The organism is Gimesia chilikensis, assembly GCF_007744075.1.
In the GTDB taxonomy this organism is placed as follows: Bacteria; Planctomycetota; Planctomycetia; order Planctomycetales; family Planctomycetaceae; genus Gimesia; species Gimesia chilikensis_A.
On record NZ_CP036266.1, the window covers coordinates 7542300 to 7558062 of the forward strand.

General features: G+C 52.1%; 15 protein-coding genes. 7 read left to right on the forward strand and 8 right to left on the reverse strand.

From position 1 onward, the window contains the following. Positions 1–118: 118 nt before the first annotated feature. Complete coding sequence (locus HG66A1_RS28530; RefSeq protein ID WP_145192409.1) at positions 119–1756, forward strand: hypothetical protein; 1638 nt, start codon at positions 119–121, stop codon at positions 1754–1756. 211 nt (positions 1757–1967) lie between these two features. On the opposite strand, the gene HG66A1_RS28535 is transcribed toward HG66A1_RS28530, so the two are convergent. Next, entirely contained in the window at positions 1968–3473 is a 1506-nt protein-coding gene (locus HG66A1_RS28535) for a Do family serine endopeptidase (RefSeq protein WP_145192413.1), read from the reverse strand. Positions 3474–3980: 507 nt separating this feature from the next. Here HG66A1_RS28535 and rnc point away from each other — a divergent pair. Next, a complete protein-coding gene (gene rnc, locus HG66A1_RS28540) occupies positions 3981–4730 on the forward strand; it encodes a ribonuclease III (protein WP_145192416.1) in 750 nt (249 codons plus the stop codon). Positions 4731–5155: 425 nt separating this feature from the next. Here rnc and HG66A1_RS28545 read toward each other — a convergent pair whose 3' ends face one another. Further along, positions 5156–6724 (reverse strand): transglutaminase-like domain-containing protein, encoded by a 1569-nt coding sequence (locus tag HG66A1_RS28545; RefSeq protein WP_145192419.1) that lies wholly within the window; start codon positions 6722–6724, stop codon positions 5156–5158. A 147-nt stretch (positions 6725–6871) separates the two neighbouring features. Further along, positions 6872–7381 (reverse strand): hypothetical protein, encoded by a 510-nt coding sequence (locus HG66A1_RS28550; protein ID WP_145192422.1) that lies wholly within the window; start codon positions 7379–7381, stop codon positions 6872–6874. A 535-nt stretch (positions 7382–7916) separates the two neighbouring features. Here HG66A1_RS28550 and HG66A1_RS28555 point away from each other — a divergent pair. Both HG66A1_RS28555 and HG66A1_RS28560 read left to right on the forward strand, forming a co-directional pair. Then, positions 7917–9056, forward strand: coding sequence for a BON domain-containing protein (locus HG66A1_RS28555; protein WP_145192425.1), 1140 nt, complete (start codon positions 7917–7919; stop codon positions 9054–9056). A 340-nt stretch (positions 9057–9396) separates the two neighbouring features. After that, positions 9397–9981: a hypothetical protein gene (locus tag HG66A1_RS28560; protein WP_145192428.1), complete on the forward strand. Its 585-nt coding sequence runs from the start codon at positions 9397–9399 to the stop codon at positions 9979–9981. Positions 9982–10142: 161 nt separating this feature from the next. Here the strand turns inward: HG66A1_RS28560 and HG66A1_RS28565 are convergent, their stop codons facing one another. Next, positions 10143–10622: a hypothetical protein gene (locus HG66A1_RS28565; RefSeq protein ID WP_145192431.1), complete on the reverse strand. Its 480-nt coding sequence runs from the start codon at positions 10620–10622 to the stop codon at positions 10143–10145. A gap of 218 nt (positions 10623–10840) precedes the next feature. Between HG66A1_RS28565 and HG66A1_RS28570 the strand changes: the two genes are divergently transcribed. The 3 genes from HG66A1_RS28570 to HG66A1_RS28580 all read left to right on the forward strand — a co-directional run bounded on the left by HG66A1_RS28570 (position 10841) and on the right by HG66A1_RS28580 (position 12625). Next, on the forward strand, positions 10841–11278 hold the full coding sequence (locus HG66A1_RS28570; protein ID WP_145192434.1) for a SoxR reducing system RseC family protein: 438 nt from the start codon (positions 10841–10843) through the stop codon (positions 11276–11278). A gap of 48 nt (positions 11279–11326) precedes the next feature. Continuing rightward, positions 11327–11821: a hypothetical protein gene (locus tag HG66A1_RS28575; protein WP_145192437.1), complete on the forward strand. Its 495-nt coding sequence runs from the start codon at positions 11327–11329 to the stop codon at positions 11819–11821. A gap of 141 nt (positions 11822–11962) precedes the next feature. Continuing rightward, complete coding sequence (locus HG66A1_RS28580) at positions 11963–12625, forward strand: DUF6882 domain-containing protein (protein ID WP_145192440.1); 663 nt, start codon at positions 11963–11965, stop codon at positions 12623–12625. Positions 12626–12685: 60 nt separating this feature from the next. Here the strand turns inward: HG66A1_RS28580 and HG66A1_RS28585 are convergent, their stop codons facing one another. The 4 genes from HG66A1_RS28585 to rplQ all read right to left on the reverse strand — a co-directional run bounded on the left by HG66A1_RS28585 (position 12686) and on the right by rplQ (position 15744). Then, the gene (locus tag HG66A1_RS28585) at positions 12686–13108 is read right to left on the reverse strand and encodes a hypothetical protein (RefSeq protein WP_145192443.1); all 423 of its coding nucleotides are present in this window, start codon (positions 13106–13108) and stop codon (positions 12686–12688) included. A gap of 10 nt (positions 13109–13118) precedes the next feature. Beyond that, the gene (locus HG66A1_RS28590) at positions 13119–14135 is read right to left on the reverse strand and encodes a hypothetical protein (RefSeq protein WP_145192445.1); all 1017 of its coding nucleotides are present in this window, start codon (positions 14133–14135) and stop codon (positions 13119–13121) included. 91 nt (positions 14136–14226) lie between these two features. Next, a complete protein-coding gene (locus HG66A1_RS28595; RefSeq protein ID WP_145192448.1) occupies positions 14227–14820 on the reverse strand; it encodes a putative metallopeptidase in 594 nt (197 codons plus the stop codon). Between the two features lie 207 nt (positions 14821–15027). Then, positions 15028–15744 (reverse strand): 50S ribosomal protein L17, encoded by a 717-nt coding sequence (gene rplQ / locus HG66A1_RS28600; protein ID WP_145192451.1) that lies wholly within the window; start codon positions 15742–15744, stop codon positions 15028–15030. Between the last annotated feature and the right edge of the window lie 19 nt (positions 15745–15763).

The following is a 15763-nucleotide window of genomic DNA, read 5'->3' on the forward strand; positions in this document are numbered from 1 at the left end:
ACCCATCACCAGATCACATTCGTCTGCCCGCCAGAACTTCTGGTGATGACCTCACTACCGCCAGTCCTGCTCATGCCTGAGATATCATCAACGCGTCTATCATCAACCGGAGAAATGGATGAGTATTGAAGTCACCTGCCCCGCCTGTGGGGGTTCCATCCAAATCGAAGAAGTAGCCGAAGTCGTTGCCTGCCCACTCTGCCAGGTACACCTCCAGGTCGACCCCGAAACCAGTGAACCCGTGCTCGTCTCCCTGGACGCAGACGAAGAAGCGGATCCACCAGCTGCGGAAGCCAGCGAGACAGAAACCGCAGACGCGGAAGCAGAAACCCAGGATGAACCCGTCGCCGAGGCAGACTCTGAAACAGCTTCTGAGGAAACCGCCAGCGAAGAAACCACCACTGACGAAGAGACAGCCTCTCCCTTCTCCTTCCTGCCGGGTGCCAATCAGGCTCGCAAAACCGAAAAACGCGAAACACCCAAATTCGACTTCCTCCCGGGCGGCGCCAATGATTCAGCAGACAACGACACCGCAGAGGTAGCCGAACCCGAGTCATTCACAGACGAAGCCATTGAAGCAGAGGCCGAAGTCGCTTCAACAGAAACCACGGCCGACGCCGAATCAGAAACCGCTGCAGAGTCAACAGACAGCCAATCAGAAGAACAGCCGGCCGGAACCGAAACCGCTTCCCCCTTCTCCTTCCTGCCAGGCGGCAGTAACGACGAACAGACCACAGAAGAAGCGACGGCGGAAACGGAATCCGCAACCGCGGAAACTGAGACCGCAACAGAGGACACCACCGCGAACGCAGCTGAAACAGCAACTGACGCAGAAGAGACCAGTGAAGCAGCGGTCAGTGAAACTCCTGCTCCCGTGGAAACGGCGGCCACCGAATCAACAACCGCAGCCCCGGAACCGGCGGCTTCCCCCGCACCACAGAGTTATCGCAAACCTAAGACGGTCTCCAGGCGACTGTTCACACTCACGCTGACCTACGCGATCGCCGCAACGATCATGGTCGCGATGTTGCTCTATGCGAAGTACCAGGGCGATCCGCATCAGCTGGAAAGTCTCCCCGACCTCAAACCACCGATCAAGAACGATGAAATCGCGCTGCAGCTGGTTCCGGAAAATGCTGAACTGCCTCCCGGCCATACGCTCCAGCTGGGTGGACCGGGCCGACGCTTCGGTAATGTGATGGTCACCCCGCTCCGCGTCACCCGTGGACCGCTGGAGTTCGAACATTACACCGGCGATGCCAGCCGGACCCGCGAACCGACGTCCAGCGATGTTCTCAAGCTCTATCTCAAATTCGAAAACATGTCAGACGATCAGACTTTCGAACCCCTGGATCAGAAACTGCTCCTCTCCCGCGTGCCCGGTAAGAATCCCGATTCCCCCATGCGGGCCAACAATTTCGTCAGCCGCGTCGATCAACTGCATCCGGACGGCGAACGGGTGCTCGTCTACGACATGCCCCCCTCCTGGGAATGGAACATCAAAGGCCAGAACATCAATCAGGAATCTACACCTCAGAAGCTGGAACCGGGTCAGAGCTTTGAAACCTTCGTTGCCACCAATGAAGCAGGCATTGATTCCCTCACCGGCGAACTGGTCTGGCGACTGCAGATCCGCAAAGGCTATAACCCCAAGTCACACCGTGGCGTGACCACCCTGATTGACGTTGTCTTCAACAGCGACCAGATTCAGAAAGAAGTCCCCTCCGAGAGCAAGGCCCCGCTACCCACCAGTTGAGCTGGATTAAAGCGCTGCTCTCTACTGACCGCGCATAAAAAAACGCCTCGGCAGTATTCCAGGAATACCACCGAGACGTAACGCGGAACCGCATACGATGCGGTGAGGAATTTTCAATGAGGACAACTCTTTCCGCTGCTGGTGCCGGCACAAGCCTCATTTCTCAGAGACTTGTACCAGGCACCCCTTTCAGGAGAGTACCATCCTGAAACTACTTCTGGACCACGACGAAGCGGGCACCGCTGTGGTTCCGAACCAGCAGCAGGACGCGGTCTTTTTCTTTGGCTTCTTTCAAGCCGAGATTAAACTGATCCATAGTAGTCACTTCAGTTGTCCCAATCTTTTCAATGATCATGCCTTTCATCAGGCCGGCTTCTTCAGCAGCACTACCAGGCTCGACCGAGGTGATGACCACCCCGTTAACGTCGTCTGAGTAGCCCAGCTGGTTGGCCAGCTCTTTGGTCAGAGGCTGAACTTCAATTTTGAGATCGTTGACGCTGGTCTTCTGCTTCCCTTTGCTGGAGTCTTCCAGGGGAGACTCATTCTTAGCGACTGAGAAGCTCTTAGGCATTTCCTGCATCGTGACCTGCTTGTGGACGCGTTTGCCATCCCGTAACAGTTCCATCGTGTAGGATTTGCCGACAGACAGCTGTTCGACGATTCCCTGCAGATTCCGCGGACCGGAAACATCTTTACCTGCAAAGTTCAGAATGATGTCACCTGTCTTGAGTTCTGCTTTATCAGCCGGAGAATCTTCCATCACCTGGGTGATGATCGCTCCCTGACCGACTTTGATATCGAAGGACTTGGACAGATCGTTGCTGATCGGCTGGATGCCTACGCCCAGGAAGGAACGTTTCACCATACCATGATCAATTAACTGTCCGGAGACCCAGCGAGCCATGTTGACCGGAATTGCAAAACCAACACCATCGTAGCCACCACTGCGGCTGGAGATGGCAGTGTTGATGCCGATCACTTCGCCACGCAGGTTCAACAGCGGACCACCACTGTTACCAGGGTTGATGGCTGCGTCAGTCTGCAGGTAGTCTTCACGATCGTTAATTCCTGGACCACGGCTCTTCGCACTAATGATCCCGTTTGTCACACTCATACCGATACCGAAGGGGTTACCGATCGCCAGTACCCAGTCACCGATTTCCATCTTGGAGCTGTCGCCCAGCGGAATGGCTACCAGATCTGGTGCATCGATCTTAATCACGGCAACGTCCGACCGCGGGTCGGTCTTGATGTCCGAAGCGGTGAATTCGCGACCATCGTTCAGGGTGACTTTGACCACATCGGCCCCATTCACCACGTGAGAGTTGGTCATGATCAGACCGGACTTGTTAATAATGAATCCGGAACCAGTTCCCATCTTGCGGGGAGCCCGACGTGGCTGGTTCTGGTGCTGCTTCAACATGTCCTTGAAACGCGGATCATTTTGAAACAGATCTTTGAACGGGGAGTCATCCCCAAAAGGCAGCATCTGCTGATCTGCTACCTGGGATGTTTTGCTCACTGTTTCGATGGATACGATCGAAGGCATTGCCCGTTTGCTGACATCGCGGAATATACTTGATAACTCTGTCGCACTCGCAGCCACCGGGACGTCAGAAGACACATCTTTCTGAGCCACTCCTACTGCGGCACCCACCAGACAAGCGCTACCTATGATAGCGAACATCCAGTTTCGATTTGCTGTTAACGCTTTCATTAAAATTACCCTCCTAAAATTAAATGGCTGACAGATATGCCTCGGGCCATCTCTTTCTGGATTCTATGAGAAATAGCTGACTCAAATCCGTAGTACAATAAAATACAATTGGCGGAAAAATGGCAGTGATCACGCCTGCCCGGACGGGCCATTGTGATCGTGTTGTGTGCACAACAGCGAGCTTTCACTCGTTTCATCAAGCGGCTGGACTGTCTTTATTACGAGCCGAAGCGGGAATTCTGTTGGGACTGCTTCAAAAAAATTTCTGATCTGGCCGCTTTCAGGGTCCCGGAATCGGTACACAGACACAGGAAAACACCTGAAAACCTGAATATTTTTCAACCATTTCGACGATTCCCCAGTTTTTCTGTTTTCTTCAAATCTTTGCTAATGTTAATATTTGTCTATACTTAGGGAAGATCATTTCAGACTCCCGCGGGCCATTTCAGATTCTGAAATCATTCATTCATTGATATTCCTCAAAGCCACAAATCACAGGAGGCGCGCATGCTGTACGATCTCAGTCCCGCAGAGATCGATGTACTCCTTGAGGAGTGTCAACACAATCTGGGTTACTCATTCACCAACTATGAACTGCTGAAATGCTGCCTGACCCACACCTCCGCCGCCAAAACCCGCATGGACTCCAACGAGCGGCTCGAGTTCCTCGGCGACGCCATTCTGGGCGCGCTGGTCTGTGAGAAGCTGTTCCACCAGTTCCCCAACTCTCCCGAGGGAGAACTGACCCGCATTAAGTCAGCGGTCGTCAGTCGCAATACCTGTACCCGGCTGGCACGCGAGAAAGGCCTCGATCGGTTCATCTTCGTCGGCAAGGGACTGGCGATGACCGAAACGCTCCCTGAATCGCTCTTGGCCGGCATGTTCGAAGCGATCATCGCCGGAATCTATCTCGACGGCGGTATGGATCCGGTGCACGAGTTCCTGGATCCGCTGATCGAGCGTGAAAACATGAAAGCCTCCCGCTCGGTGCACGGCTTCAATTACAAGAGCCTGTTACAGCAGTATTCGCAGAAGAAGTTTTCTCAGACCCCGGTCTACGAACTGGTCGATGAGAAAGGCCCTGATCATTCGAAGTTTTTCAAGGTGACCGCCATCATCGGCGAAAACCAGTATGAGCCGGCCTGGGGCTCCACCAAAAAAGAAGCCGAACAGCGGGCCGCTCTGAATGCACTCAGACAGAATGAAGATGAAAACGGGTCGGACTGGGAACTACCATCGATGCCCGATGACATCTGATGCGATCAACCGGTTTTCTCGGCCTGTAAATAGAAAGGGCCGAGAGGACACGGGAATCCTCTCGGCTCTAAGATGGGGATGATGTTTTGGAGTGGCCCAGGGTGGGCTGACCCGCCTCCACGGGTCGGTGGGAATATCTCTCTCTTCTCTCGTGAACTTTGAAGTCTCTCAACTCTTCAAAATTCCATGGGTCTCTCTCTTTACCCACAGCAGACATAATGCAGCAATCGTGCCAAAGCGGGAGAGACCATTTCATATTTTGAGTATTCACTCCGCAAACGCCTGAAAAACAGGGATATAAATCAGGCAGCGTTTCCTGAGAAATTTTCCGCCTTGGGGAGATTGCAAGAATTGCAAAAGGGAAACCATCGTTTTTTCCTCTGCAATGTAACTCTTACAACGCAAAATGAGGGGAATTCAGACCTTCAACGCGCCGTTCCCGGCGTCGTCTCTTTCACATCGATCGAAAGTTTTCCCACCGCCTGTAAGATAGGTAAGAAGATCGCCAGTGGTGCCGGGGCATTCTCAGACAGACTCGAGTCCGCGAGTTTAATGTGCCCCGCGCCGATCCCCCCTTTTCCCAGAGTCGCATCCAGGGGAATCCAACGGCCATCCAGATAGACCTCGGTCCACATGTGCCCGCCAAAGCTTGCCCGGCTTGGAATGTAGACCAGCCCCACCGCCACGCGCGCAGGCAGCTTCATGGCCCGCAGCATCGCCGCCAGCAGGACCGCGTGCTCTGTGCAATCCCCTTCCATATTCTTCGCCACTTCGCCCGCAGACGCCAGTGCCGTCGAAAAATTCTTCTTCCGCAGATGCTCGTGCACATATTTTTCCATCTGCACAGCCTGCTTCCACGGATTGGTTTCAGATTGCACCGCCTGCTTCGCATGCTCGACCACACGTGAATCGTCAGACTGGAGAAACTGGGAGGGTTGCAGATACTCAGCATCTACATCCGCTGCGGGAAACTCCTGGGGCGCTGCCGCCTTCTGCACGGTGAGCCGGGCCCGATGTTCATCCAGTTTCTCCACTTTCTGCGTCTCGCTCTCCGGCAAGACCGACGTCGGATCACCATCGGTCAGCGTAATCTCGTAGACCACACGCTCTGTATCATGTGCCCCGGGGATCGGCTTGACCTTAATCAACGTCTGCACCGCCAGGTCCAGTTCCTTACCGGACAACTCTTCCAAGGCGACCTCTTTACTTACCGTATAAGTAATCATCGCCGATCCCAGAAAATCGGCCACCGTTTTCGGAATCTTCCCTTCCCGCGTGACGTATAAATCAATCGTCATTCCGGGCAACAGGGACTGTTTCATCTCCACGTGCAGACATTCGGCTTCTTCCCCGCCATACAGCTCCGTTTTCTCGTAATCGAGGGCCTTGAGCTGCACGTCGGTTACTTTGTTGTATTCGGGCAGCAGCATTGAGAATGTCTGCTCCTCGCCCGGCTGGAGCGGCTGTTTCTGGAAAAACTGGTCTATATAACTGGGAGAATGAAATGTCGGCTTCCATTTCAACTGCGACTGTTTTGCCTGATTCGCCACGCTGGTTTTAATGTGCAGGGTCCCGTCGCGTACTTCGCCTTCAGAAACCGTGGAAGCAGCAGGGGGATTCTGCATTTCAAACGTATACGCCAGCAACTCACCAGCGGTCGTCTCTTTCGTTTTCAGATGCGTCTCCAGATTCAGAGCCTGCCCAAACCGCTTCAGCTTCAGATAGGAATCACTCTGCTGCAGAACGACCCGGTTCTCTCCTTCACCTGACTGGTGCGTCTGTGAACGGGCATAACCAATCCGCAGGTCATTCACGTAAATCACCTGCCAGACGTCTGCTTCCTCCACAGATGCGTTCTGTCCTGCCTGTTGTGTGGCAGCCTCCACCGCAGGCACCGGCTGTTCTGCACAACCTGTCAGGCTCCCTACGAGCCACAGTCCCAGAGACAGAGTCACATTTCGACTTTTCAGCCAGGATCGTAATCGGGTTTGCATCGTCCGGTTCTTTCTAAGCGATAAAAGTCTGCTAGTGACAGCTGACGTCAGATGGGAGATGAAACAGGCATAAAAAAATCCCTGCAATTCTCGCTGGAGTTGCAGGGATTATTGTAGTCGGTTCAGGGGACTTCAGGAAACCGGAAATCAGTCGAGATCTTCTTCCAGATCATCATCACTTTCTTCCACATCGTCTCCATCATCGCTGTCATCCAGATCGACATCGTCCAGGTCATCTGAGTCGTCCGAATCATCTGTGGCGTCGACATCTTCATCATCGGTGTCGTCGCTGTTCAATGTGTCGTCGTCGAGATCTGCTGTATCGTCGACAGGAATCTTCGCAACGACGGCTTCCCCGTCGACGGGTTCTTTGACCGGCTGAATGAAGTACAGTTTCTTGGCATTCTTGGCACGCAGCTGTTCAATCCGCTCTTCTGCGGCATCACGCTGATCGTATGGGAAGCGAGACTCTTCCTTCATACTCCCTGTGAAAACACCCCAGACAAGACGACGGCGTACATCAGCTTTAGCCGACTTCTTCTTACGGGTCGCCTTCTTCTTTTTAGTGGCTTTTTTCTTGGGAGATGATTTTTCTTCCGCTTCGGCCGCTTCTGCCTGACGGCGCATTTCCAGACGACTGGGAGACTTTCGAGCCATTTTCGCTTCTTTGGTAAAATTAAACTCTATTTGTAAGTTGAAATGGGAACACCTTGGAAGCTAAGCATAACAATTCAATTCTGGAATGACTATGGACAGACAAGCCCTCAGAGGGTGAAGAACGCATTTTTTTCGTTTTGAAACCTGAAAACCGGCGCACCAGGCCTGACCACCAATTCAACAGGCTGCAGACAACGCCCCAACTCCCCCCACTCAGCAGGTGATTTGCCTGCCTGAGAGAATGAGCAGCATTATTCCAAATTCAGCCGAATTCGCACCTCGAGGCTTATCTCATTGAAATAAATAGACTTACATGAATTTAACCGCAAAAATCACGAGAACATTTAACCAATTCCATCGAAATAATCAGAATAACTTATTTAACCGGACCCCAATGACCGATCAATCAGGATAGCAATCTCATTGTTTCGTTTGCGCAGCAGGAATGACTCACAGTGCGAACCTGACGATAGATAGAGCTCTGATGTAATGGACGAAATCAAATATCTCTCTACAATTGGGAACGGAGTTGTTCATGAAACGGTATCGTAAGTGGGTCTTGACGCTGGGGATCATGGCGGTGACTCCCGGTATCACAATGGCCGGACCCTTGGATTTCTTCACAAAGAAATCTGAACAGTCTAGTTCGACCGCTGTATCGGGCAAGATTTCCAACAATCAGAAAGTCGCCAATGACATTGCCGACGCTCTGAGACAAGCCCGGTTAACCGGTTACAACATGGAAATCGAATTCAACAAAGGTGTTGCAGTACTTTCCGGTAAAATTCCGACTGCCGCACAAAAAGCACAGGCCACCCGGCTGATCTCACGGGTCGAAGGTGTGACTCGTGTCGACAACCGACTGGTTGTCAGTGAAGCTGCCGGTAACCCGACTGCTTCAACCGCTCCTGGGACTCCTCAAAAGAGCCTCAATCCTTTCCGTAGAGCGGACGACATTGTCCAGACCTCTGCTTCAGCAGATCCCTTCCTGAAAGGGTCTCTGCAACAGGCTCAGTTCGAACAATCCGTGGAAAACCGACGTTCCAATGTGCAAACCGTTTCTCATCAGGCTCCTGCTCCTCGCAGTGCCGGCGTGAGCAACCAGCAGATGGCAGAACAACTGGCCAAAGCACTGGGACCAGCCCTGGCATCCGCTCACGAAGTGGAAATCCGCTTCAAAAACGGAACAGCTATCCTGCAGGGATCAATTGGATCTCCTCGGGAAAAACAGATGGCAACCCAGATTGCCCAACGTGTTCCGGGTGTGAAAGCGGTTGATAACCGTCTGCAGGTTCAGGCTTCTGCTCCCCAGACGTCCATGATTCAGCCGACCAACTACATGAACTATCAGGCTCCGAATCCTGGTCCTGGTGGCCCTCCAATGATGAGCCCCCAGCCTGGCATGGGTCCTGTTGCCAACAATGTTTACAACAGCCCGCACTTGCCTGAAACTGCCTGGCCAACTTATGCAAACTACCCGAACTACGCTCAGGTAGCTTACCCCAGCCAGTACTCAGCCAGTGCCTTCCCTTACATCGGGCCTTTCTACCCCTATCCTCAGGTTCCACTGGGATGGCGTCAGGCTCAGCTCGAATGGGATGATGGCTCCTGGAAACTGAACTTCCGCCCTCGCACCGACCGCTGGTGGTGGTTCATGAATCCAAAGAACTGGTAAGTCACTCACCAGTTTGACCAAAACGTGGAAATGCCTTCCGGAACTCGCTTTCTGGAAGGCATTTTTTCTGGCACCAGAGTGTGAACACACAGTGAACATGCTCCCGCCAGGCCGTCACAACGGTTTTTACCGACGAAATCGTCAAAACCGTTAAATTTTCACAAGATTCACGGACGCAGAGTCCGATAAGAAGAACAGGGAGTCATAGTCTGTCTCCATCAGGCAAGAGGCCAGACGACAGAACATGACATCTACTTATCGAGCTCACCGCTCACTAACACTGATGACGAAGTCAAAAACACATCAAACCACTTCGTTCAATTCACCCGGAGGAAGAAGGATGTTCAAAATCGGGAAGCAATTCAGCCGTGCTTTGCTTTTGGGCTGTGCCTGCTTGTTAACGATCAATACCAGTGGTTGTACGCTGGTGAAAGGCTTTGTGGAAGTGGCCTACGCCGGCTCTGTCTTCTGGCGGACCACTCCTCTCATCCCGGTCACCGCCTACTGGTCACAGTTGGTTGAAGACACGTACTGGGAAGAAGAACGCTACAACAAAGTTCCTATTCTGGATCCGGTCGAAGGCGAACACGCACCGCTGTTCTGTCTCGATCCACCCAGCCCGGATGAAGTCATTCGTGCTCTGCCGGATAAAACCGGCGGCGGAGTCTGGTTCCTGGCAGAAACCACTCGCAACAATGTCCGCATGGTGGTAGAACCCATCGTAGACCGGATTGGCGAATGCCGCTTCTACCCGATGGTTGGACCAGCTCGTCAGCACCACTGTCACTACAAGTGCACCGTGTACTACGACAAAACCATTCGCTCAGACTGGCCCATTCCGTTCTCCAACACTGATCAGACCAAAGAAGTGGTTTACATCGACCACGACCACCTGATCCGCTGTGCCGGACCACCATCTGAGTAATACTGAACTCCATGCGGCTTCTCGCAGGAAGCGAACCGCAACCAAACTAAAAAGTCTACCCACCAGCAGGGCCGATGATTCTAACCGGGTGAAAGAATCATCGGCCTTTGCACGCGCGCTGACTGACAATGTCGACTTCATGAGAACTCGCTACCCGTCGTTCAGTCTTCTGTCAGTTCAAAAACAGCAGAGATCGCAGGCAGCCCTTCTACTTGAATCTGCACACGCAACGGAAAGATCTTCTCCAGGCTGGTCTGAAAGGCACTGCAGAGCGCAACCCTCTCTTGAACTCGACACAGTTCTCTGGCCTCATGTGCGATGAAGAGCCACTCCCCTGCATGAAACACATCCACACAGTAAGGAGTCAAATCATAAGCCCGGACAGCAACCCGGCCGAAGTGCTCTGAACCATCAGAAAAACAGAGCCCCCCTTTCACATAAAACCGGCCCACCTCGCGCAACAGATCAATTTGACCTCGATAACAGTCTGCCGGAATTTCCACCGCATCATCCTCTTCCAGTCCTGCAGGCAGTGCTGGACCACCGGGAAACCATTCGCCATACTCTGCATCCACCCAGATCGAATCCGGTAAGAAATCCTCGGGTAACAGATCATCGAAGTGCTTGATGCGGGGTGACATGACAAGGCTCTCTGATTCTCGCAGCAGAATTCATGAATGATTGCAGATGATCGCCATTCAACATGGATCGCAAACAGAAATCAACAGTTTTCACTGGCACCCTACTCCCATCACGCTAAAATCAAAGTCCGCAGGCACACTGACGACGGGCAACTACAGCGCTGAGTGGGCTGCCCACCGACCATCCACTTTGATAACCCACTTTTAGTGAGCACCCGATGGCCAAAGCTTCGTATACCCTGCGCAACGGACGCGTTTATGTCCATGAAAAATGCCAACAGCCCACTCAGGTCAATGGCGGCGACTTCGAAGGCTTATGTAACCCGTTCAATCTCTGCCTGGGAACCGTCTGCGCCCATTGTGGCGGCCCCCGCGCATTACGCACTTTCCACTGGGCCGACACCGGCGAACAACTGGATGACTACCGCAGACGCCTCCGCACGAAAGTTCCCCCGATTTATTCCTGGTGGTATCTCTGGATCTCCCCCTTGATCGGCCTCATCGCCGGCACCATTATCGGGCCACTCTTTCTGAATAACAGCAGCCTGCCAGTCGCCGCCGGCTCCGCCCTGGTCGGCACATTGATCATGTACCTGATCATCGGCCCCAAACTGTTGATGCTGATCGCCCCCAAAAAGTATTATCAACTCAGGTAGCAGACAGGACAGCTCCATCACAAAACCGGTAACAGGAGTCAGGACCACATGAGTATCAGCTACATCCTCACGCCTGTCACACCACAGCTCCTGGAATGGGGACGCGAGTGTGGCGTGCCGATTTCGCTGGAAACGCCCGCCGGTCGCACCGTTACCCGCAGCGATCTCGCACAGGTCCTGGAATCCCTGGCCGGTTTCACCGGCGATGTTCGTGGCACAGAAGAGGACTTCACTGCCAGCATCGCTTCCGAAGAAATGATCGACTGGGAATATAAATCCGACGACCCGCTGCTGAACCAGGCCTTCGGCGGTCCTCACACCAGCCCCAGAGAATCCGCCGACATTTACCGGCTCCATCCCCCAGACCAGAGTCCCTCCCTCAGCTTCCAGGGCCATCTCACGCTGATTGTCCGCATCGCCAGCGAACTCGCCAAACACTGCGGCCCCCAGGCCGCCTTCGCCACCAGCGACGGCATCCCCGCCTTCTTCCTGCCCGATCAGCAAACTCCCGTGTGGAATGAACCTTGGCTGGACGAAGGCTAACACAAAATCGCCCACCAAAATCAGCATGATCTCTCACTTTCTCCTCGCTCTCACAACTTCAGCAGTTACACTGGAAATCAGGCAGCTTTGTAACCGCCACGAAACTCTCTCGGTTTCTGACTCTCACCCGGAAAGAAACGCATGGACTATGACACGCTCCTGAATCAGCACCTCTGTTTTGCCTTCGATCGTCAGTTGCTTCTGGCTGACCTTGTGGAAGACCTGGACTGGGGCTACGACGTTTCCACGGGACTTCTCACATTCGGAGACCGCTATGAATTTCAGGCGGAGATCCTGGGAACCGAAGCCGACGGCGATTCCAGCTGGCTCTGGTCCTGGGCGAATGAGATGAGCTCCTTGCCTCCGGAACGCACGCAGGCAGCATTGGAACTCAAGCAGCTGGGTGAAAGAGAAGGAATCCCCGAACTTTCCGATGCCCGCCACTCATTGTCGGTGGTCAACGGCCACGCCTTAGGTATGATCGCCGTTGGTCAGAAGCTGGGGCAGGCATATTACCATGGCCCACATGCCCAGGGAGCTGTTCTATTGCTGATCGTCGAACCGGAAATGCCCTGGTCGGTCGATCACAGCCTGCAGCGCATCACTGCCAACTTCCCACAGATTATCGCACAGATGGAAGTTGCAGATCACAAGAACGCGCTCTTCCATTATCTGCAGCACTACGGACTGAAACCAAAAGTGAGCGCGCATGCCCTCGTGGTCGAAGAAAACGGACAGGAACTGCTCCACGCCACATTCGATGAGCTCGACCGCCTGCAGGAATTAAAAGCGTCGCTGTCATAAACGATTGATATATTGATAAAGAAATCTACCGCAAATAAGGTGAAAAGATATATTTCTTAATCAGGGAACAGCGACCAGCTCTTCTTCTTTCTCTTCAAGAGCCCTACGAGCGATGTTAATGTGATCTTCATTCTTATTCAGGTGCATTTTTGACAAGTAAAGATCAAAAGTATTCTTTAACCATTTTTTCTCTGTCTCAGAATCAACCTTTGTCTTTCTTTTGAATGAAACTCTGTAAATACAACCGCTATTTTTACCAATTAAAATAGACATATCGGGCGTTGACAATTCATTCGATTCTTCTTCAGAGTCATCAAGATACTTAAACTCGATCACAATCCGATCATCACTCTCATCAAAACGGCTCCGAATAGCTTCCGGAATATCAAAAGGGGATAGATCAAATGAAATATCAACGCCATTTCGAGTATCGTGCTTTGGTTTACTCAATCGCTCAATATCTAAGTCAAGCCAATCAGTCATAGAACCATCCTTACCCTTCAAAGATTCCATAACGGCGCAGTTCTCTGTTTAATAAACTTAAGCCATCACGAAATTTTTTTTCGGTCGTATCAATACATGAATGCTCATTAGAGCTATCCATGACCAAGACTCCCCAACATTCTTTTTTCTCATCTCTAATTGTAACCCCAAGGATAGACGTAGGGCACGTTTTTCTTTTTTTTAATCGCTGCCATACTGATTCTACTGAGGTGTTCGTGTTTTTTGCATAATCTCTCACTCTTCTATCTAGTTTATCGAATCTCTCAGCTTTTGTTGATGAGATATTTAACCATCTAATTGTTTTGAACCATAGCCGACCGACAAAGCTTATGTATTCTTCCCCATTTAAATCTGGCAACTTGCTTCCTTCACTTCCTACCCGATACGCCCCCCTCCTCCAAGTCTGTCCGGCAACTCCTTCTGAATTCTGTGCTGCGTCTGGTGCTAAAAAAACAGTGGTACCATCCTGAGTCACATGCCCAGAGCGATAAATTACACACAACCATCCAGACCATGGCCCCAGCCAATATCCCCAAGGATTAAACAGACCTTTAAATGGCCACATCCAGAACTTAAAGTCTACATGCTTAAAAAGAGTTACGCGGTTATGATCAATTGGTGTGTTTGGAGGGAGTTCAGGAAAACAAACCTGCCTAAACTTATCTAGTAACTCAGAAATGTGGCGATCTATTATTTTTTGTTCATTTGTTTTTCCTCTTAGCCACCAACGTAGAATACGGGAAATTGCTAAAAGAGATACTGATAGGAGCAACACAAGCGGTGCATTACCTTGGATCCAATCCACCGGGTTGTAAAAAAAAGAATTTGATTCTAGCCGACTCAAATCTAAATCAAGGACATAGCCAACGATGCCCAAACAAAGGATTGATAGCCAATCTAACCATTTAAAAAGAGACAGTATTATTCTTCTCACAGGGCACCAGAGGTAACGATAAACAACAATGAATAAGAAGTTTAAGTCGTAGACTACACTGTGTGCATCCAAAACCTAACTATTGTTCACATATATACTATCGTCATACGACTACTAATCCAAACTAATAATAACTTCTTAGTGGGATTTCACTCGACTGAAATCACGCAATCTGGGTATCAGTCACCGGAATCAGTTTCGGAATCGGGATCTGCAACCCCACCACGCCGCCGTGCTTTTTCTGCAGCGTCGAGAAACGGCACTTGAGGAATCCGAACAGTTCGGGAGGCGGGTTCAGTTTCATGTACTGGTCGACCAGTACCGCCATGTGGGCGTCGTATTCTTTCTGGCTGTGCGAGTGCACGTGGTAATGTCCCGCCAGGCGGCGGATGTCGCCATCGAAGGCCGGGCTGATGTGATACAGTTCGTGCAGCACCGTGATCATCTTCTCTTTGAACGAATGGTTCAGGAACCGCGGCAAATAGAACGTGAGGATATACAGCATCTCCTGCTGATCCTGGTACACCCGCTGCACCGTCCACTTCCGGCCGTAGCGCGTGGTCTGTAGAGCCCCGTTCTCAAACCGCAGGGGCGTCAACTTGGCCTGCATGCCGTAAGGTACATTGCGGCGGGCCTGGGCAAAGGCGACCGCGATCCGGTCCATATCGACATGATGAAACTCAGGCAGCCGACGCGAGACGTCGCTGCACAGGCGGTACATCGCGTGACTGAAATTAAAAGGCTGCTGCGTTGACATGCTGTGCCAGAATCCTTTCCGCTACAACTTCACAACGACACAAGGTCGAGCCGGGGCCTGTCTCTCGTCCGGATTGATACGGGTATTCCATTTCAGCGTTTCTGCTCCGGACGTAAAAAAAGCTAAGAGCATATCAGGGATACTCTTAGCTTTAAAATTTTAGCGGGAAACCGGATTTCCGCAAAGTCGAATTCGACTCGCGACGGCTTACTCCTCTTTTTTGTCTTCTTCAGCTTCAGCAGTTTCCCCTTCTGAGGCTTCTGCTTCAGTGGCAGGAGCTTCGTCAGCGGTTGCTTCGCTTTCTGTTTCTGCTGTTTCTTCCGCGGGAGCTTCTTCGTCAGCTGGTGCTTCCTCTGTTGCTGCAGAACCCAGTGTTTCGCTGCGGCGGGTCGGCTTAACACGATCTCGTTCGCCGACGAATTCGATGATAGCCTGAGTACCGGCATCGCCCAGACGGACAGTTGCCAGACGCACAATGCGGGTGTATCCACCATTGCGTTCTGCAAAGCGTTCTGCCAGTTCGTTGAACAGGATATCGACGGCTTCGTTGTCACGCAGTTCTGCGAATGCCCGACGACGGTAGCTCAGAGCAGGTGCCAGAGCCTGGTTCCACTGATTCCACTGCTCAGATTCACGCCAGGTCTTCCATTCGCTGGAGTTCTTCTCAGCGGAAGTTGCGTACTGGGCAGCGTTCTCGATGTGTGGCTGAGCTTTCTTGGCAACCGTGATCAGCTTTTCGATGAACGGACGCAGTTCTTTGGCTTTCTGCACGGTGGTGGTGATCCGACCGGAAACCTTGGGAGCGTTTTCAGCTTCCTCGTCGATCCGGACGGTCTTGATGAGGCTCACCGCCATGTTGCGGAACATCGCCTTACGGTGTGATGCATTGCGGCCTAATTTGCGGCCTCTCATTCGGTGTCGCATGACTTAACTCTGAATTATT